The organism is Kitasatospora sp. NBC_01287 (assembly GCF_026340565.1).
In the GTDB taxonomy this organism is placed as follows: Bacteria; Actinomycetota; Actinomycetes; order Streptomycetales; family Streptomycetaceae; genus Kitasatospora.
In genome coordinates this window covers 7,591,164-7,611,895 of record NZ_JAPEPB010000001.1, presented here as the reverse complement: position 1 = coordinate 7,611,895, position 20,732 = coordinate 7,591,164, and the positions used below count along the sequence as shown (strand labels likewise).

The 20,732-nt window shown below is 76.9% G+C and carries 2 protein-coding genes; both read right to left on the bottom strand.

The genetic code is table 11. The features are described from left to right. Nucleotides 1-18 precede the first annotated feature (18 nt). On the bottom strand, nucleotides 19-11,214 hold the full coding sequence (locus OG455_RS33060; RefSeq protein WP_323185614.1) for a type I polyketide synthase: 11,196 nt from the start codon (nucleotides 11,212-11,214) through the stop codon (nucleotides 19-21). 25 nt (nucleotides 11,215-11,239) lie between these two features. Further along, nucleotides 11,240-20,707, bottom strand: a complete 9,468-nt coding sequence (locus OG455_RS33055) for a type I polyketide synthase (protein ID WP_323185613.1) — start codon at nucleotides 20,705-20,707, stop codon at nucleotides 11,240-11,242. Between the last annotated feature and the right edge of the window lie 25 nt (nucleotides 20,708-20,732).

The following is a 20,732-nucleotide window of genomic DNA, read 5'->3' as shown; positions in this document are numbered from 1 at the left end:
ACGGAAACCGACGGTGCGTCAGGAGCGTCCGAACTCGCTCTCGATCAGGGCGAGCAGCTCCTCCGCCGAGGCGCCGTCCACGTCCTCGTGGTCGGCGCCCTGGCCGGTGGGCTCGGGGTCGGCGGGGTCGAGGTGGGCGAGCAGGGTGCGCAGGCGGGTGGCCAGCGAGCTGCGGGTGGGGGCGTCGGCGGTCGGCAGGCCGGCCACCGAGGCTTCCAGGCGGTCGAGTTCGGCCAGCGCGTCGCGGGCCGGGTCGGGCTCGTCCAGCGCCAGGCGGTCGGCCAGGTGGGCGGCGAGGTCGAGCGGGGTCGGGTAGTCGAAGACGAGGGTGGGTGGCAGGTCGAGGCCGGTCTCGGCGGTCAGCCGCTTGCGCAGGTCGATGGCGGTCACCGAGTCCGAGCCCAGGGCCTGGAACGGCTGGCCCGGCTTGAGCTGCCCGGCGTCCTCGTGGCCCAGGGCGGCCGCGGTCTGGGCCAGCACCAGGTCGAGCAGCGCCGCCTGCCGCTCGGCCGGGGCGAGGCCGGCCAGGATGCCGGCCAGCCGGGGGGCGGCGGGCCCGGCGGCGGTGTCGCCGTCGACGCCCGTGCCTTCGGCGGGCGCGGCCGGGGCGAGCTCGTCCAGCAGCGGGCGCGGGCGCAGCGCGGCGAAGACGGGCAGGAAGGCCGCCCAGTCCAGGTCGGCGACGGTCAGCTGGGTCTCGTCCTGGAGCAGCGCCTGACGCAGCGCAAGGACGGCACGGTCCGGGTCCATCGGACGCAGGCCGTGGCGGCCCAGTTGCTCGGCCGCGCCGGTGCCCATGCCGGGGCCCGCCCACAGGCCCCAGGCGATGCTGGTGGCGGGCCGGCCGCGGCGGCGGCGTTCCTCGGCGAAGGTGTCCAGGAACGCGTTGGCGGCGCCGTAGGCGGCCAGGCCGCCGCTGCCCCAGACGGCGGAGATGGAGGAGAAGAGCACGAAGCTCGCCAGCCGCTCGCCGAGCAGCGCGTCCAGGTGCAGCGCGCCGAGCGCCTTGACGGTGTTGAGCCGGGCCAGGTCGGCCGGGTCGAGTTCGGCGAGCGGGGCGGAGTGGCCCAGTCCCGCGGCGTGCAGCACGTCGGTGATCGGCTCGCCCTCGGCCTCGACCCGCTCGATCAGCGCGGCCAGCTCGGCCCGGTCGGCGACGTCGCAGGCGGCCACGGTGACCCGGGCGCCGCGCTGCTCCAGCTCACCGGCCAGCTCCAGCGCCCCGGGGGCGCTCGGGCCGCCGCGGCTGACCAGCACCAGGTGGCGGGCGCCCTCCTCGGCCAGCCAGCGGGCGACCCGGGCGCCGATCCCGCCGGTGCCGCCGGTGATCAGCACGGTGCCGCGCGGGAGCTGCCCGCGCCCGGCCGCCGCGTGCCGCGGGGCCCGGACCAGGCGGCGCAGCCGGATGCCGGAGGGGCGCAGCGCGATCTGGTCCTCGGCGGACGGCAGCCCGGTGAGGACGGCGCGCAGCTGCTCGGACCAGTGGGTGGACGGGATGGAGGCGTCGGCGTCCGTCGCCGGGGGCAGGTCGATCACGCCGCCCCAGCGCTGCGGGGCCTCCAGCGAGAGCGAGCGGCCAAGCGCCCACACCTGGGCCTGCCAGGGGTCGAGCGGCCCGTCGCCGCTCTCGATCCGCTGGGCGTGCCGGGTGAGCAGCCACAGGCGGGCCGGGCCGGCCAGGTCGCCGAGGGCCTGGAGCAGCGCGAGGGTGGCGGCGACGCTCGCCGGCAGCGGACCGTCGGGGCCGGGCGCTCCGTCGGGGCCGGGCGCTCCGTCAGGGCTCGGCGCTCCGTCAGGGCCCTCCTCGGACAGGGCCAGCAGCGAGACGATGCCGCTCGCGCCGGGCGCGCCGGCCTCGGCGAGCCGGGCCGCGAGGGCCGCCCGGCTCTGCTCGCCGGGGGCGCAGCGCACGGTGGCGACCTCGGCCCCGGCAGCGGTCAGCGTCTCGGCGACCGCCGCCGCCTCCACCGTGCCCGCCGCCGGGGTGAGCACCAGCCAGCGCCCGTCCAGCCGCCCGGCCTCCGGGCGCGCGGTGCGCCAGACGGAGCGGTAGCGCCAGCCGTCCAGCTCGGCCGCGCCGCGCTGCTCGCGGCGCCAGCGGGCGAGCGCGGGCAGCACCTCGTGCAGCGGCTGGGCGGGGTCCAGGCCCAGGGTGCCGGTGAGCGCGGTCAGGTCCTCGGCCTCGACCGCCGACCAGAACGGCGCGTCGCCCGCCTGCTGCTCGGCCCGCGCGAGGGCGGTCGGGGCGGCCAGCCAGTAGTGGGTGCGCTGGAAGGCGTAGGTGGGCAGCTCGACCCGGCGGGCGGCGGTGTCCGCGTAGTAGGCGGCCCAGTCGGGTCCGATCCCGCGCACCTGGAGCCGGGCCAGCGCGTCGGTGACCGCGCGGGTGGCGCTCTGGTTGCCGCGCAGCGTGGGGATCGCCGCGCCCGGTTCGGTCAGCGAGCGCTCGGCCAGGGCGGCGAGCACGCCGTCGGGGCCGATTTCGAGCAGGGTCTGCCCGCCGTGGCGCTGCAGGGTGCGCACCGCGTCGCCGAACCGGACGGTGTGCCGGGCGTGCCGCACCCAGTACTCGGCGCTGCACAGCTCGGCGGGGTCGGCGAGTTCGCCGGTCAGGTCGGAGACCACCGGGATCCGGGGCGCGGCGTAGCTCAGGCGCTCGGCGACCGCGCGGAACTCGGCGAGCGCGGGTTCGATCAGCGGGGAGTGGAAGGCGTGGCTGACGGCGAGCCGGTTGACCCGGCGGCCCTGGGCCCGCCAGTGCCCGGCCAGCTCCTCGATGGCCTGCTCGGTGCCGGAGAGCACGGTGGCGCGCGGGCCGTTGAGCGCGGCGATGCCGGCCCGGCCGTCGTAGCCGGCCAGCGCGGCGAGCACCTCGTCCTCGTCCGCCTCGACGGCCAGCATGGCGCCGCCGGGCGGCAGTTCCTGCATCAGCCGACCACGGGCGGCGACCAGCGCGCAGGCGTCGGGCAGCGACCAGACGCCGGCCGCGTAGGCGGCGGTGATGCCGCCGATGGAGTGGCCCGCCACCAGGTCGGGGGTGATGCCCCAGGAGCCGAAGAGCCGCAGCAGCGCGCTCTCCAGGGCGAAGAGCGCGGCCTGGGTGTAGGCGGTGCGGTCGAGCAGCGCGGCCTCGGGGCTGCCCTGCGGGGCGAAGAGCACCTCGCGCAGCGGGCGGTCCAGGCCGCGGTCGAGCCGGGCGCAGACGGTGTCCAGCGCCTTGGCGAAGACCGGCCAGGCGGTGTAGAGCTCGCGGCCCATGGCGGCGCGCTGGCTGCCCTGGCCGGAGAAGAGGAAGGCCAGCTTGCCGGGGACCGCCTCGCCGAGCGCGGCCTCGGCGGGCATGCGGCCCTCGGCGAGGTCGGCCAGCGTGCGCCGCAGCCCGGCCAGGTCGCGGGCGGTGAGCGCGGCCCGGTGCGGCAGCGTGCCACGGCTGGTGGCGAGCGAGAGCGCCAGGTCCCAGGGGTCGGGGGTGCCCGAAGGAGTGCCCGAAGGAGTGCCCGAAGGGGTGCCCGAAGGGGTGCCCGAAGCCGCGGGCCCGGTCAGTTGGTCGAGCAGCCTGGCCGCCTGGCCGCGCAGGGCCTGCGGGTCGGCGGCGGAGAGCAGCACCGGCGGCAGGCCGCGCGCCTCGCGCAGTGCGGCGGCGGCGGTGGCCGGCGCGGCGGTGGCCGGCGCGGCGGTGGCCGGGGCGGCGGTGGCCGGGGCGGCGGAGGTGACGGACGCCGGCGCCGGGGCGGCGGGCTCGGGGGCCTGCTCGACGATGACGTGCGCGTTGGTGCCGCTGATGCCGAAGGAGGAGACGGCGGCCCGGCGCGGCCGGCCGGTCTCGGGCCAGTCGGCGGCCTCGGTCAGCAGCCGCACCGCGCCCGCCGACCAGTCCACGTGCGGGGTCGGCTCGTCCACGTGCAGGGTGCGCGGCAGCACCCCGTGCCGCAGCGCCAGGATGGTCTTGATCAGGCCCGCGACCCCGGCGGTGGCCTGGGTGTGGCCCAGGTTGGACTTCACCGAGCCGACCAGCAGCGGCCGGTCCTCGGGGCGGTCCTGCCCGTAGGTGGCGAGCAGCGCCTGCGCCTCGATCGGGTCGCCCAGCGGGGTGCCGGTGCCGTGCGCCTCCACCGCGTCCACCTGATCGGCCGTCAGTTCGGCGTCGGACAAGGCTTGTTGGATTACCCGCTGCTGGGCCGGCCCGTTGGGCGCGGTGAGCCCGTTGCTCGCGCCGTCCTGGTTGACGGCCGAGCCGCGCACCACCGCGAGCACCGGGTGGCCCAGCCGCTCGGCGTCGCTGAGCCGCTCGACCAGCAGCATGCCGACGCCCTCGGCCATCGCCATGCCGTCCGCCCCGGCCGCGAAGGCCTTGCAGCGCCCGTCGGCGGCCAGGCCGTGCTGGCGGCTGAAGGCGACCAGGCCGCCGGGGCCCGGCATCACGGCCGCGCCGCCCGCCAGCGCCATGGTGCACTCGCCGCGCCGCAGCGCCTGGACGGCCAGGTGCAGCGCGACCAGCGAGGAGGAGCAGGCGGTGTCGATGGTCAGGGCCTGGCCCTCCAGGCCGAAGGTGTAGGCGATCCGCCCGCTGGCCACGCTCGCGGCGCTGCCGGTGAGCAGGTGGCCCTCCAGGCCCTCGGGCGCCTCGTGCAGGCCCGCGCCGCCGTAGCCGGCCTGGGCGGCGCCGACGAAGACGGCGGTCCGGCTGCCGCGCAGGGCGGCCGGGTCCAGCCCGGCCCGCTCGAACGCCTCCCAGCTGGTCTCCAGCAGCAGCCGCTGCTGCGGGTCCATGGCGAGCGCCTCGCGCGGCGAGATGCCGAAGAAGCCGGCGTCGAACTCGGCGGCGTCGTGCAGGAAGCCGCCCTGCTGGACGTAGGTGCGTCCGGGCCGGTCGGGGTCGGGGTCGTAGAGGTTGTCCAGGTCCCAGCCACGGTCGGTGGGCAGACCGGAGATCGCCTCGCCGCCCGCGCTGAGCAGCTCCCAGAGCTGCTCGGGGGTGTGCAGGCCGCCCGGCAGCCGGCAGCTCATCGCGATGACGGCGATCGGGTCGGTGTCGGTGCGCGCCGCGGCATCGCCGCCCGGCGAGGAGGCCCGCGAGGAGGCCGGCGAGGGGGCCGGCGTCGGGGCGGCGGCCGCGCCGAGCAGGCCCTCGGTTAGGTGGGCGGCCAGCCGGTTGGGGGTGGGGTGGTCGAAGACCAGGGTCGGCGAGAGCCGCAGCCCGGTGGCGGCGGTCAGCCGGTTGCGCAGCTCGACGGCGGTCAGCGAGTCGAAGCCCAGTTCGCGGAAGGCCCGTTCGGGATCGACGGCGGTGCCCTCGCGGTGGCCGAGCACGGTGGTGGCGTGCGCGGAGACCAGGTCGAGCAGCAGCCCGTGGCGGTCGCCCTCGGGCGCGGCGGCCAGCCGGCGGGCGAAGTCGGAGTCGCCGCCCTGCTCGGCGCCCGCCCGGTCGCGCCGGGCGGGGGCCTTGACCAGGCCGCGCAGCAGCGCGGGCAGCGTGCCGGCCCCGGCCTGGCCGCGCAGCGCGGCGGTGTCCAGCCGGACCGGCACCAGCCGCGCCTCGTCCGAGGCGAGCGCGGCGTCCAGCAGCCGGGTGCCGTCCGCCGAGCCGATCGGGCGGATCCCGCCGCGCGCCATCCGCTCCAGGTCGGCGGCGCCCAGATCGCCGGTCAGGCCGCTGCGTTCGGCCCACAGGCCCCAGGCGAGCGAGGTGGCGGGCCGGCCCTGGGTGCGGCGCAGCTGGGCCAGACCGTCCAGGAAGGCGTTGGCGGCCGCGTAGTTGGCCTGCCCGGCGCTGCCCAGGGTGCCGGCCAGCGAGGAGAAGAGCACGAAGGCGGCGAGGTCCTGATGGTTCGTCAGTTCGTGCAGGTGCCAGGCGGCGTCGGCCTTGGCGCGGAGCACCTGCTCGAAGCGCTCGGGGGTGAGCGCGGCGAGCACGCCGTCGTCGACCAGCCCGGCGGTGTGCACCACGGCGGTCAGCGGGTGCGCGGCCGGCACGGCGGCGAGCAGCTCGGCCAGCGCGGCGCGGTCGCCGACGTCGCAGGAGGCGAGCGTGACCTCGGCCCCGGCGGCGGTCAGTTCGGCGCTCAGCTCGGCCGCGCCCGGGGCCTCGGCGCCCCGGCGGCTGACCAGCAGCAGGTGGCGGGCGCCGTGCTCGGCGAGAAGGTGGCGGGCCATCAGCCTGCCGAGCGTGCCGGTGGCGCCGGTGACCAGCACCGTGCCGTCGGGGTCGATCGGCTGATGGACCGTCAGCACCACCTTGCCGATGTGCTTGGCCTGGCTGACGAAGCGGAACGCGTCGGGGGCCCGGCGCAGGTCCCACACCCGGGTGGGCAGCGGGCGCAGCGCGCCGGAGTCGAAGAGCGCGAGAAGCTCGTCCAGCATCGCGCGGGTGCGGGCGTCACCGGCCTCGCCGGTCTGGAAGGCCTGGTAGCGCACGCCCGGGTACAGTTCGGCGACGGCGCCCGGGTCGCGGACGTCCGTCTTGCCGAGCTCGATGAACCGCCCGCCGCGCGGCAGCAGCCGCAGCGAGGCGTCGGTGAACTCGTGGGCCAGCGAGTTGAGCACCACGTCCACACCGCGCCCGCCGGTGGCGGCCAGCCAGCGGTCGGCGAAGGCGGTGTCCCGGGAGGAGGCGATGTGCGCTTCGTCCAGGCCGAGTTCGCGCAGCGCCTGCCACTTGCCGGGGCTCGCGGTGGCGTAGACCTCCGCGCCCAGGTGGCGGGCGATCCGGACGGCCGCCATCCCGACGCCGCCGGCGCCGGCGTGCACCAGGACGGACTGCCCGGCTCGCAGCCCGGCCAGGTCCACCAGGCCGTAGTAGGCGGTGAGGAAGGCGACCGGCATCGCGGCGCCGTCGGCGAAGGTCCACTGCTCGGGGATCCGCACCAGCCAGTGCCGGTCGGTGACGGCGAGCGGGCCGAAGCCGCCGGTGAACATGCCCATCACCCGGTCGCCGGGCGCGAAGTCCGTGACGCCGGGGCCGACTTCGAGCACCACGCCGGCGCCCTCGCTGCCCAGCAGCGCCCGGTCCGGATACATTCCCAGGGTGATCAGCACATCGCGGAAGTTGACCCCGCAGGCCCGCATCGCGACCCTCACCTGGCCCTCGGCGAGCGCGGCGGCGGCCGCCGGCCAGGGCTCGGTGGTGAGCGCCGCCAGGGTGCCGGAGCCGTCAGCGGTCAGCCGCCAGGGGCCCTCGGTCGGCACCGCGAGCGGCAGCGCCGCGTCCACCCGGGCCAGCCGTGGCACCAGTGCCGCACCCTCGCGCAGCGCGAGCTGCGGCTCCCCGGCGGCGGTCGCGGCGGCCAGCGCGGCGGGCATCGCGGTCCAGGAGGCGGGTGCCGCGTCGATGTCGAGCAGGGTCAGCCGGTCCGGGTTCTCCAACTGGGCGCTGCGCAGCAGGCCCCAGACGGCGGCGGTGACCGGATCGCCGGCCGCCCCGGCCTCCGTGGCGACCGCGCCCTCGGTGAGCAGCACCAGCCCGGTCCGGGCCAGGCGCTCGTCGGCGAGGAAGCCGCGGACCAGCTCCAGGGTGCGCAGCAGCAGTTCCCTGGTGGCGGCCGGGACCTCGCCGGCGCGCGGGCGGCAGGCGGCCAGCAGCAGCCGGGGCGCGGCGGCGCCCTCCTCGTGGCGCGGCAGGCCGAGGGCTTCGGCCTGCTCCGGCCACCACTCCCCCAGCACCGCCCAGTCACCGGCGGCGGGAAGGGCTGCGGGAAGGGCTGCGGGCGGGGCTGCGGGCGAGCCGGCGGACGGCGCGGTGGGCGCCGCGCCGAGGGCCCCGGTCAGCGGGCTCCACTCCACCAGGTGCAGCGAGTCGACCGGCTTGGTGCGGGCGGCGGCGAGCTGCGCGGGGTCGATCGCGCGCAGCACCAGGGACTCCACGGAGGCGACCGGCGCCCCGGTGGTGTCGGCCACGTCCAGCGTGATGGTGTCAGGGCCCGCGGCCGCCAGCCGCACCCGCAGGCCAACCGCGCCGCCGGCGGCCAGGCTGACGCCCGACCAGGCGAACGGCAGCCGGGTGGTGCTCTGCCCGTCGTCCAGCAGCCCGGCGAAGCCTGCCGCGTGCAGGGCCGCGTCCAGCAGCGCCGGGTGCACGCCGTAGGCGGCGGCCGAGGCCTGCTGGTCGGCGGGCAGCGCGATGGCCGCGAAGACCTCCTCGCCGCGCCGCCAGGCCGCCCGCAGGCCGCGGAAGACCGGCCCGTAGCCGTAGCCGCGCTCCGCCAGCCGGTCGTAGAGGTCGCTGACCTCGACCGGCTCGGCGCCGGGCGGCGGCCAGTCGGTCAGGTCGGCGGCGGGCGCCGGCGCGCCGGGGGCGAGGGTGCCGGTGGCGTGCAGCACCCAGGGCGACTCCTCCCCCTCGGCGCCGGCCTCGGCCTCGGGGCCGGTGGGCTCGGCCTGGGAGTGGATGGTCAGGGTGCGGCGCCCCGACCGGTCGGGGGAGGCGATCCGGACCTGCACGCGGGTGCTGCCGGCGCCGACCAGGGCCAGCGGGGCGTGCAGCGTGAGCTCCTCCACCAGCTCACAGGCCGCCTGGTCACCGGCCCTCAGCGCGAGTTCGACGAAGGCGGTGCCGGGCAGCAGCGGGGTGCCGCCCACCGCGTGGTCGGCGAGCCAGGGGTGGGTGGCCAGCGAGAGCCGGCCGGTGAGCACCAGGCCGTCGCCGTCGGCGAGCACGACGGCGGCGCCGAGCAGCGGGTGCTCCACGCTGCCCAGGCCCAGGCCGGTGGCGTCGCGGTCGGTCGCCGGGACGGGTTCCAGCCAGTAGTGCTCGCGCTGGAAGGCGTAGGTCGGCAGGTCGACGGGCTCGGTGCGGCCGAAGAGCGCGGCGAGGTCGAGGTCCGCGCCGTCCACGAAGGCCTCGGCGGCGGCGGTCAGGAAGCCGCGCGGGTCCGTCCCGGCGCCGAGCAGCCGGGTGCCCTCGGGCGCGGCGAGGATCTCGGGCGCGGCGAGGGCCTGGGGTGCGGTGAGGGCCTCGGGCGACCCGAAGAGCAGGAAGAGCCGGTGCCCGGATGCGGCCAGCTGCCCGACGGCGGCGGGCAGTTGCTGGGTGCCGGCGGGGGTCCCGGCAGGGGTGGTGGAAGCGGTGGTGGCAGTGGCAGTGGCAGCGGTGGTGGCAGTGGCAGCGGCCCAGTGGGCGGCGTCCAGCTCGCCCGGCTGGACCCAGCGGCCGGTCCTGGCGGAGAGCAGCGGGATCTCGGGCGTGCCCGCGGTGAGCCCGGCGGGCTGCCCCGCCAGCACCTTGGCCGCGTCGTCGAGCGAGAGCGCGCCCGCCACGCAGGCGGCCGCGATCTCGCCGCTCCCGTGCCCGAGCACGGCCGAGGGCCGCAGGCCGAGCGAGCGCCACAGGGCGGCCAGCGCCAGCCGGTCGGCGAAGGCCTCGGCCGCGCCGGCCGGCCCAGCCCCACCGTCCAGCCCAGCGGCGCCGGCCGGCCAGTACGGCGCCAGGGCGGCCCGGGTGGCCGCCAGCGACTGCGCGAAGACCGGGAAAGCGGCGGCCAGTTCGGCGCTCGGCAGCGGCGCGCCGTCGAGTTCGCCGAAGACCAGCACCGCGCCGCCATCGCCCTGCGCCCGTCCGATCAGGCCGCCACCGGCGGCCACCTCGGCCAGTCCGGCGAGCAGCTCCCGCCGGGTGGCGCCCAGCACCACGGCCCGGTCCTCGAAGGCGGAGCGGCCGCGCACCAGCGCCGCGCCGACCGCCGCCGGGTCGCGCGCCGGGTCGGCGGCGAAGGCCGCCAGCCGCTCGGCCTGCGCCCGCAGCGCCGCCTCGCCGCGCCCGGAGACCACCCAGGGCAGCACCGGCAGCACCGGGGCGTCGGCCTCGACACGTTCTGACGGTCCGTCAGCTTCGGTCGCCTGCTCCAGGATCAGGTGCACATTGGTGCCGCTGACCCCGAAGGAGGAGACGCCGATCCGGTGCGGCCGCTCGCCCCGCGGCAGCGGCACCGGCTCGGTGAGCAGCTCGACGGCGCCCGCCGTCCAGTCCACGTGCGGCGAGGGGGCGTCCACGTGCAGGGTCTTGGGCAGCAGGCCGTGCCGCAGCGCCAGCACCGACTTGATCACCCCGCCGACGCCCGAAGCGGTCTGGCTGTGGCCGATGTTGGACTTCAGCGAGCCGAGCCGCAGCGGCTGCTCGGCGGGCCTGCCCTGACCGTAGGTGGCCAGCAGCGCCTGCGCCTCTATCGGGTCGCCGAGCGCGGTGCCGGTGCCGTGCGCCTCGACCGCGTCCACCTCCCCCGCGGTGAGCCTGGCATCGGCCAGCGCCGCGCGGATCACCCGCTGCTGGGCGGGGCCGTTGGGCGCGGAGAGCCCGTTGCTGGCGCCGTCCTGGTTGATCGCGGTGCCCCGGATCACGGCCAGCACCTGGTGGCCCAGTCGCTGGGCGTCGGAGAGCCGCTCCAGCACCAGCATGCCCACGCCGTCCGCCCAGGCGATGCCGTCGGCGGCGGCCGAGAAGGGCTTGCAGCGGCCGTCCTTGGCCAGCCCACCCTGCCGGGCGAACTCGACGAACGCCCACGGCGTGGCCGAGATCGCCGCGCCGCCGGCCAGCGCGAGCGAGCACTCGCCACCGCGCAGGCTCTGCACGGCCATGTGCATCGCGACCGAGGAGGAGGAGCAGGCCGTGTCCACCGTGACGGCCGGGCCCTCCAGGCCCAGGGTGTAGGCGATCCGCCCCGAGGCGACGCTGCTGATCGTGCCGGTCAGCAGGTAGCCCTCCACCCCGTCGGGCAGCGGCTGGTGCCCGCCCCCGCCGTAGCCCTGGAAGGCGGTGCCGACGAAGACCCCGGACCGGCTGCCGCGCAGGGCGGCGGGGTCGAGCCCGGCCCGCTCCAGCGCCTCCCAGCTGGTCTCCAGCAGCAGCCGCTGCTGCGGGTCCATCGCCAGCGCCTCACGGGGCGAGATGCCGAAGAAGCCCGCGTCGAACTCCCCCGCGTCGTAGAGGAAGCCGCCCTGGTCCGAGTAGAAGGTGCCGGGCTTGTCCGGGTCCGGGTCGTAGAGCTTCTCGATGTCCCAACCGCGGTCGGTGGGCAGCCCGGAGACGGCGTCCGTGCCGGCCGCGACCAGCTCCCAGAGGTCCTCGGGCGAACGCACCCCGCCCGGGTAGCGGCAGGCCATGCCGACGATCGCGATCGGCTGGTGGGCGGCGTCGGTCAGGCTGCGGTTCTGCTGCCGCAGGCGCTCCGTCTCCTTGAGCGAGGCACGCAGCGCGTCGAGGAGCTGTTCGGTGGACGTGGTCATCGTGTACTCCGCACGGGCGTCGATCTCAGGAGTCGGAAGGGGCGAGGGCCAGACGGATCAGGCTCTCGGTGTCGAGCGCGTCGATGTCGGGCGCGTCGGCCGCGGGTTCGGCGGCGGGCTCGGCCGACGGGGCGTGCGGGTCGGCCGCCAGCCGCAGCAGGGCCTGGTCGAGGCCGGCCTCCCGCAGGCGGTGCGGCGGGATGCTCGCGAGCAGCTCGCGCAGCGCCGTGTCGGCCGGGTCCTCGGCCGCCGCCTGGGCGCTGCCGGGGAAGAGCAGCTCGGCCAGGTGCTGGGCGAGCAGCTGCGGGGTCGGGTGGTCGAAGATCAGCGTGGCGGGCAGCCGCAGCCCGGTGGCCGCACCCAGCCGGGTGCGGACCTCGACCGCGGTGATCGAGTCGAAGCCCAGCTCGCGGAAGGCCCGCTCGGCGGGCACCGCGCCCGGCGCGTCGAAGCGCAGCACGGCCGCCGCGTGGGTGCGGACCAGCTCCACCAGCGCCCGCAGCCGCTCGGCGGGCGGGGTGGCGGCCAGCGCGGCCAGGTAGGCCGCGCCTTCGTCCACCGCCCCCTCGGGCGCCTCGGCGGGCGCGTCCAGCAGCCGGCGCACCTCGGCCAGGTCGGCCACCAGCGGGCGCGGACGGGCGGCGGCGAAGGCGGCGTGGAACCGCGGCCAGTCCAGGTCCGCCACGGCGAGCAGGGCCTCGCCCTGCTCCAGCGCCTGGCGCAGCGCGGCCACCGCGTGCTCGGGGGCCATCGCCCGCAGGCCGCGGCGCAGCATCCGCTCGGTGGCGGCGCCCTCGGCCATGCCCGGCCCCTCCCACAGGCCCCAGGCGACCGACGTCACCGGCAGCCCGCGCCGGGCCCGGTCCTCGGCGAAGGCGTCGAGGAAAGCGTTGGCGGCGGCGTAGGCGCCCAGCCCGGTGCTGCCCCAGACGGCGGCGTTGGAGGAGAAGAGGACGAAGGCCTCCAGCCGATCGCCGAGCACGGCCTCGATGGCCAGCGTCGCGGTGACCTTGGCGGTGGCGGAGTCGGCCAGCAGGGCGCGGTCGGTCTCGGCCAGGGTGGCCGTCCAGCCCGCGCCGGCGGCGTGGAAGACGGCCCGGATCGGCTCGCCCTGGGCCTCGACGGCGGCGGCCAGCGCGGTGAGCGCGGCCCGGTCGGCGACCTCGCAGGCGGCGACGGTGACCCGGGCGCCCAGTTGCTCCAGTTCGGCGCGCAGCGCGTCGGCCCCGGGCGCGGCCGGACCGCTGCGGCTGACCAGCACCAGGTGCTCGGCCCCGGCCCCGGCCAGCCAGCGGGCGACATGGCCGCCGATGGCGCCGGTGCCGCCGGTGACCAGCACCGTGCCGTGCGGGCGCCACGGCGTGCCGGCCGCCGACGGCCGTGGGGCCCGGTTGAGCCGCCGCACGTGCAAGCCGGCCGGGCGGATGGCGACCTGGTCCTCGGTACCGCCGTCGCACGGCAGGCCGGCCAGGACGGCGCCCAGCCGCTCGGCCCAGCGCTCGTCCCACGGCCCGGCGGCCGACGGCAGGTCCACCAGGCCGCCCCAGCGCTCGGGGTGCTCCAGGCCGATCACCCTTCCCAGGCCCCAGAGTTGAGCCTGTGCCAGATCCGTTGACTCGGCGCCCGGTTCGGTGCTGACGGCGCCGCGGGTGGCCAGCCAGAGCGGTGCGGCGCACTCCGCGGTGCCCAGCGCCTGGACCAGCGCCAGGGAGCCGGCCAGCCCGCGCGGCACGGCGGGTGCCTGCGCGGACGGCTCGGTGTCCAGCCCCAGCAGGGAGAGCACGCCGTCGACCTGGCCCGCGGTGCGCAGCAAGTCGAGGTAGTGCTCGGGGTCGGCGTCGGTGACGGCGATGCTCCGCTCGACCACCTCGGCCCCCGCCTTGCCGAGCGCCACCGCGCAGTCCTGCACCAGCGCGCTGTCGACGGCCGGGGAGGCGACCACCAGCCAGGTCCCGGCCAGCCGGGCCGGGCCGGCCGGGTCGGCGACCGGCCGCCAGTCGACCCGGTAGCGCCAGTCGGCGATGCTCGCCGCGGCCTCGCGCTCGCGCCGCCAGGCGGCGATGGCCGGCAGCGCCTCGCCCAGCGGGCGGGCCGGGTCGAGACCGAGGGTGGCGGCCAGCTCGCCGCTCTCCACCGCGCGCCAGAACTCGCCGTCGGCGGCGGTGCCGGTGGCGGCGGGCGCGGCGGGACCGGCGGCGTCCAGCAGCCAGTAGTGCTCGTGCTGGAAGGGGTAGGTGGGGAGGTCGACGTGGGCGGTGCTGGTGAGCAGCCGGGTCCAGTCGACGGTGGCGCCGTTGACGAAGGCCTCGGCCAGCGAGGTCAGCAGCCGCTCGGGGCCGCCCTGTTCACGGCGCAACGTACCCAGCGCGACGCCGCCGCCGTTCTCGTCCAAGGTCCCCTGGACGCCGACGGTGAGCACCGGGTGCGGGCTGGACTCCACGAAGACGCGGTGCCCGGCCTTCGCCAGCTCGGCCACCGCCTCCTGCAGACGCACCGGGTGGCGCAGGTTCTCGTACCAGTAACGGCCGCCCAGCTCACCGGGCCTGACCCACTCGCCGGTGTACGTCGAGAGCATCGGGATGCTCGGGGCCAGCCCGGTGACCGGCGCGAGCGCCTGAAGGATCTCCTCCTCCAGCAACTCCATCTGCGCGGAGTGCGAGGCGTAGTCCACGTTCACCCGACGGGCGTCCACGCCCGCGTCCGAGCAGGCCACCATGAACTCGTCCAGCGCGGCCGCCTCACCCGAGACGACCACCGAGCCGGGGCCGTTGACCGCCGCGACGCCGACCCGGCCCTCGAAGCCCACCAGCAACTCGCCGGCCTTCGCGGCGGAGGCGAAGAGCGACACCATCCCACCCGAACCCGCCACCCGGGCCAGCGACTTGGCCCGCAACGCGACCACCCGCGCCGCGTCCTCCAGCGACAGCGCCCCCGCCACGCAGGCAGCCGCGATCTCACCCTGCGAGTGGCCGACAACGGCGGAGACCTCGACACCCAGCGAACGCCACAACGCCGCCAGCGAGACCATCACCGAGAAGAGCACCGGCTGCACCACGTCGACCCGCTCCAGGAGCGCCGCGTCGGTCAGCGCCTCCTCCAACGACCAGTCCGTGAACGGCGCCAGCGCCGCCGAGCACGCCGCGATCGACTCCGCGAACACGTGCGAGGAGGCCAGCAGACCCGACGCCATCCCCACCCACTGCGAACCCTGACCCGGGAAGACCAGCACCACCCCACCATCACCGGCCGCGCGCCCGACCACCCGCTGCTCACCCAGCAGCACCGCCCGGTCCTCGAACAGCGCCCGGCCGCGCACCAGCGCCGCACCCACCGGCGCGAGGTCGCCCTCGGCCGCGAGGTCACCCGCATTGGAGCCCTCGAACGCCGCGAAGCGCTCGATCTGCGCGCGCAGCGCCGCTCCGCCCTTGCCCGAGAGCACCAGCGGCACCAGCGGGGTGTCCAACACCGGCGCCGCCGGCTCGGTGATTGACGGAGCGTCAGAAGGCTCCGCCTGCTCCAGGATCACGTGCGCGTTGGTGCCGCTGATCCCGAAGGAGGAGACACCGGCCCGGCGAACCCGCCCGGTCCGCGGCCAGCTCGTCCGCTCGCGCAGCAGCTCCACGCCGCCCGCCGACCAGTCCACGTGCGAGGAGGGCGCGTCCACGTGCAGGGTCTGCGGCAGCACCCCGTGGCGCAGCGCCATCACCGTCTTGATCACGCTGGCCACGCCCGAAGCGGCCTGGGTGTGGCCGATGTTGGACTTCAGCGAGCCCAGCAGCAGCGGCCGGTCCGCCTCGCGGCACTGGCCGTAGGTGGCGAGCAGCGCCTCGGCCTCGATCGGGTCGCCGAGCGAGGTACCGGTGCCGTGCGCCTCCACGGCGTCCACGTCACCGGTGCTCAGGCCGGCGTTGGCGAGCGCCTGCCGGATCACCCGCTCCTGGGCCGGACCGCTGGGCGCCGCCAGGCCGTTGCTGGCGCCGTCCTGGTTGATCGCCGAGGCGCGCACCACGGCGAGCACCTGGTGGCCCAGTCGCCGGGCGTCGGAGAGCCGCTCGACCAGCAGCATGCCCACGCCCTCCGCCAGGCCCATGCCGTCCGCCCCGGCCGCGAAGGCCTTGCAGCGCCCGTCCTTGGCGAGTCCGCGCTGGCGGCTGAAGGCGACCAGCGTCCGCGGGTTGTACATCACCGCCACGCCGCCGACCAGGGCCATGGTGCACTCGCCGCGGTTGAGCGACTGCCCGGCCAGGTGCAGGGCCACCAGCGAGGAGGAGCAGGCCGTGTCCAGGGTGATCGCGGGGCCCTCCAGGCCCATCGTGTAGGCGACCCGGCCCGAGGCGACGCTGGAGACCGAGCCGGTGAGCAGGTGGCCCTCCGAGCCGGCCGGCAGCGCGCTCAGACCGGTGCCGTAGTCCTGGTAGTTGATGCCGACGAAGACGCCGGCCCTGGTGCCGCGCAGCGAGGTGGGGTCGATGCCGGCCCGCTCGACGGCCTCCCAGGAGGTCTCCAGGAGCAGCCGCTGCTGAGGGTCCATCATCTGCGCCTCGCGCGGCGAGATGCCGAAGAAGCCGGCGTCGAACTCGCCCGCGTCGTAGAGGAATCCACCGTGGCGGACGTAGCTGGTGCCGTCCCGGTCCGGGTCCGGGTCGTAGAGCGCGCCCAGGTCCCAGCCGCGGTCACCGGGCAGCCCGGCGATCGCGTCGCCGCCGCCGTCCACCAGCCGCCACAGGTCCTCCGGCGAGCCGACCCCGCCGGGCAGCCGGCAGGCCATCCCGACGATGGCCAGCGGCTCGCCGTCGGTGGCGGTGCCGGTCGCGGTGCTGGTGCCGGTCGCGGTGGCCGGGTGCGCGGTGCCGCCGGCCGTGGCGGCCGGCGTCGCGGCGGCGTCGCCGAGCAGCAGGGTGAGCAGGTGGCGGGCCAACGCCTGCGGGGTGGGGTGGCTGAAGACCAGCGCGGCGGGCAGCCGCAGGCCGGTGGCGGCGGCCACCCGGTCGCGCAGCTCCACCGAGGTCAGCGAGTCCGTGCCGCTCTCCCGGAAGGCGCGGTCCGGCCGGACGCCGCCCGGCGCCCGGTGCCCGAGCACGGCGGCGGCCTCGGTGACCACCAGGTCGAGCAGCACCTTCTGCTGCTCGGGCGCGCTCAGGCCGCTCAGCCGCTGCCGCAGGGCCTCGGCGGCGGCCGGGGCGGCCTGCGCGCGGCCGGTGGTGGTGGCCTGGGCGGCCTGGGCCCGTGCGGGCCGGGCCTCGGGGATACCGGCCAGCAGCGGGCGCGGGCGGGCGGAGGTGAAGATCGGGCCGAACCGCGCCCAGTCCACCTCGGCGAGCGCGACCGTGGTCTCGTCGTGGTCCAGCGCCTGCTGCATGCCGAGCAGCGCCAGGCGCGGCGCGATGGTGGGCAGGCCGTGCCGGGCGGGCCGCTCGGGGTCCACGCCCGCCGGGGTGCAGCCGTCCCAGACGCCCCAGGCGATCGAGAGGGCCGAGCGGCCGCGGGCCCGGCGGCGCTCGGCCACCGCGTCCAGGTAGGCGTTGCCGGCGGCGTAGGTGCCGTGGTCGCCGCTGCCCCACAGGCCCGCGACGGAGGAGAAGAGGACGAAGGCGTCCACCGAGTCGCGGTCGAGCAGCTCGTCCAGGTAGTCCGCGGTGCCGGACTTGGAGGCCATGGTGTCGTCGAACTCCTGGAGGCTGACGCCCCCCAGCGGGCCGAGCTTGATGAAGGCGGCGGCGTGCACCACCGCGCGGATCTCGGGCCCCTGGGCCTCGACCCGCTCGATCAGCGCGGCCAGTTCGGCGCGGTCGCCGGTGTCGCAGTTGGCGATGGTCAGCCGGGCGCCCAACGCCTCGGTCTGGGTGCGCAGTTCGTCGAAGTCGGGCGAGTCGGCGGGCCTGCGGGTGGTCAGCACCAGGTGCTCGGCGCCGCCGCCGGCCAGCCAGCGCACCAGGTGCGGGCCGATCGCGCCGGTGCCGCCGGTGAGCAGCACGGTGCCGCGCGGGCGCCAGCCGCGCACCGGCGGGGTGTCGGCGAGCGGGGCGCGCTCCAGGCGGCGCAGGAAGAGGCCGGTGGCGCGGATCGCCACCTGGTCCTCGTCCTCCTGGGCCAGCACCGCGCAGAGCCGGGCGGCGGCCCTGGCGTCCAGCACGGGCGGGAGGTCGACCAGGCCGCCCCAGCGGTCCGGGTACTCCAGGGCGGCGGTCCGGCCCAGGCCCCAGACCTGCTGCTGGGCGGGCGCGGTGGCCGCCTCGCCGCCGCCGACCGAGACCGCGCCCCGGGTGGCGCACCAGAGCGGTGCGTCCACGCCCGCGTCGCCGAGTGCCTGCAGCAGCACCAGTGTGGCCGCGACCCCGGTCAGCAGGTGCGGAGCGCCGATCGCCGGGGCGGCGTCGAGTGCGAGCAGCGACAGCACGGCGTCCGCCGGGCCGGCCTCGCACAGCAGTTGGGCCAGCGCGGCGCGGTCCGTGGCGGCCTCGCCCGCCGCGACGGTCAGCACGGTGGCGCCCGCGGCGCTCAGCGCGTCGGCCACTATCGCGGGCAGCTCACCGGCGGCGCCGTCCCGCGGCAGCACCAGCAGCCAACGGCCGGTCAGCCGGGTGCCGGTCGGCTCGGCGGTGGGCTGCCAGCCGATCCGGTAGCGCCAGGAGTCCAGCACCGCGCTGTCGCGGCGGCCCCGGCGCCAGTCGGAGAGGGCGGGCAGCAGGGTGCTGATCGACTGGTCGCCGGCCACCCCGAGGCTCTCGGTGAAGGCGGCCAGATCGCCGCTCTCCACCGCGCGCCAGAACTCGCTGTCGACGGCGTCGGCTTCGGCGGCAGCGACCGCCGTGGTGACGGCCGTGGTGGCGGCGGTGCCGTCCAGCCAGTAACGCTCGCGTTGGAAGGGGTAGGTGGGGAGGTCGACGTGGGCGGTGCTGGTGAGCACCCGGGTCCAGTCGACGGTGGCGCCGTTGACGAAGGCCTCGGCCAGCGAGGTCAGCAGCCGCTCGGGGCCGCCCTGTTCACGGCGCAACGTACCCAGCGCGACGCCGCCGCCGTTCTCGTCCAGCGTCTCCTGGACGCCGACGGTGAGCACCGGGTGCGGGCTGGACTCCACGAAGACGCGGTGCCCGGCCTTCGCCAGCTCGGCCACCGCCACCTGGAGATGAACGGGGTGGCGCAGGTTCTCGTACCAGTAACGGGCGCCCAGCTCACCGGGCCTGACCCACTCGCCGGTGTAGGTGGAGAGCATCGGAATACTCGGGGCCAGCCCGGTGACCGGAGCCAGGGCCTGGAGGATCTCGGCCTCCAGGAGCTCCATCTGCGCGGAGTGCGAGGCGTAGTCCACGTTGACCCGCCGGGCGTCCACGCCCGCGTCGGCGCAGACGACCATGAACTCGTCCAGCGCGGCCGCCTCACCCGAGACGACCACCGAACCCGGACCGTTGACGGCGGCGATGCCGACCCGGCCCTCGAAGTCCACCAGCAGCTCGCCGGCCTTCGCGGCGGAGGCGAAGAGCGACACCATCCCACCCGAACCCGCCACCCGAGCCAGCGACTTGGCCCGCAACGCGACCACCCGGGCCGCATCGTCGAGCGAGAGCGCGCCCGCCACGCAGGCAGCCGCGATCTCACCCTGCGAGTGGCCGACAACGGCGGAGACCTCGACACCCAGCGAACGCCACAACGCCGCCAGCGAGACCATCACCGAGAAGAGCACCGGCTGCACGACATCGACCCGCTCCAGGAGCGCCGCGTCGGTCAGCGCCTCCTCCAACGACCAGTCCGTGAACGGCGCCAGCGCCACCGAGCACGCCGCGATCGACTCCGCGAAGACGTGCGAGGAGGCCAGCAGCCCCGACGCCATCCCCACCCACTGCGAACCCTGACCCGGGAAGACCAGCACCACCCCACCATCACCGGCCGCATGCCCGACCACCCGCTGCTCACCCAGCAGCACCGCCCGGTCCTCCAGCACCGCACGGCCGCGCACCAGCGCCGCGCCGATCGCCGCGAGGTCCTCGTCCACGCCGGCCAGCCGATCGAGCTGCGCCCGCAGCGCCGCCTCGCCGCGCCCGGACAGCACCAGCGGCACCACCGGGGCGTCGACCACCGGCTCCACCTCTACGGCTGACGGATCGTCAACCTCGGTCGCCTGCTCCAGGATCACGTGCGCGTTGGTGCCGCTGATCCCGAAGGAGGAGACGCCGGCCCGGCGCGGCCGCCCGGTCTCGGGCCAGTCGACCGCCTCGGTCAGCAGCCGCACCGCGCCCGCCGACCAGTCCACGTGCGGGGTCGGCTCGTCCACGTGCAGGGTGCGCGGCAGCACCCCGCCACGCAGCGCCAGCACCATCTTGATCACCCCGGCCACCCCGGCGGCGGCCGCCGTGTGGCCGATGTTGGACTTCACCGAGCCGAGCCAGAGCGGCCGGTCCGCCTCACGGCCCTGGCCGTAGGTGGCGAGCAGCGCCTGCGCCTCGATCGGGTCGCCCAGCGGGGTGCCGGTGCCGTGCGCCTCCACCGCGTCCACCTCGCCGGCCGCCAGGCCCGCGTTGAGCAGGGCGCGGCGGATCATCCGCTGCTGCGAGGGGCCGTTGGGGGCGGTGAGCCCGTTGCTCGCGCCGTCCTGGTTCACGGCGCTGCCGCGCACCACCGCGAGCACCTGGTGGCCCAGTCGCCGGGCGTCGCTGAGCCGCTCGACCAGCAGCATGCCCACGCCCTCGGCCGGGCCGAAGCCGTCGGCCCCGGCCGCGAAGGCCTTGCAGCGCCCGTCGGCGGCCAGACCGCGCTGGCGGCCGAGGTCGACGAAGATGCCCGGCTGGGACATCACGGTGACCCCGCCGGCCAGCGCCATCGAGCACTCGCCGCGCCGCAGCGACTGCACGGCCAGGTGCAGCGCGACCAGCGAGGAGGAGCAGGCCGTGTCGATGGTCACCGCCGGGCCCTCCAGGCCCAGGCTGTAGGCGATCCGGCCCGATGCGACACTGAGTTGATTGCCCGTCAGCAGATAGCCCTCGTGCTCGCCGGGGGCGGCGTGCATCGGCGGCCCGTAGTCGGGGGCCAGCGAGCCGACGAAGACGCCGACCTGCTCGCCACGCACCGAGTCCGGCGCGATGCCGGCGCGCTCCAGGCTCTCCCAGGCGGTCTCAAGGAGCAGCCGCTGCTGCGGGTCCATCGCCAGTGCCTCACGCGGCGCGATGCCGAACAGGCCGGCGTCGAACTCGCCCGCGTCGTAGAGGAATCCGCCGGCCCGCACGTAGGAGGCACCGGGCCGGTCGGCGTCGGCGTGCTGCAGGGTGGCCAGGTCCCAGCCCCGGTCCGCGGGGAAGCCGGCGACCGCGTCGCGGCCGTTCACCACCAGCTCCCAGAACTCCTCGGGCGAGCGGACCCCGCCGGGGAAGCGGCAGGCCATGCCGACGATGGCGATCGGCTCGCTGCCGCTCTCCTCCAGCTCCTGCAGCCGGCGCCGGGCCTGACGCAGGTCCGCAGTCGCCCGCTTGAGGTAGTCGCGCAGCTTCTGCTCGGTGGTCATCTGCTTTCAGCTCCTCGGGGGTCGC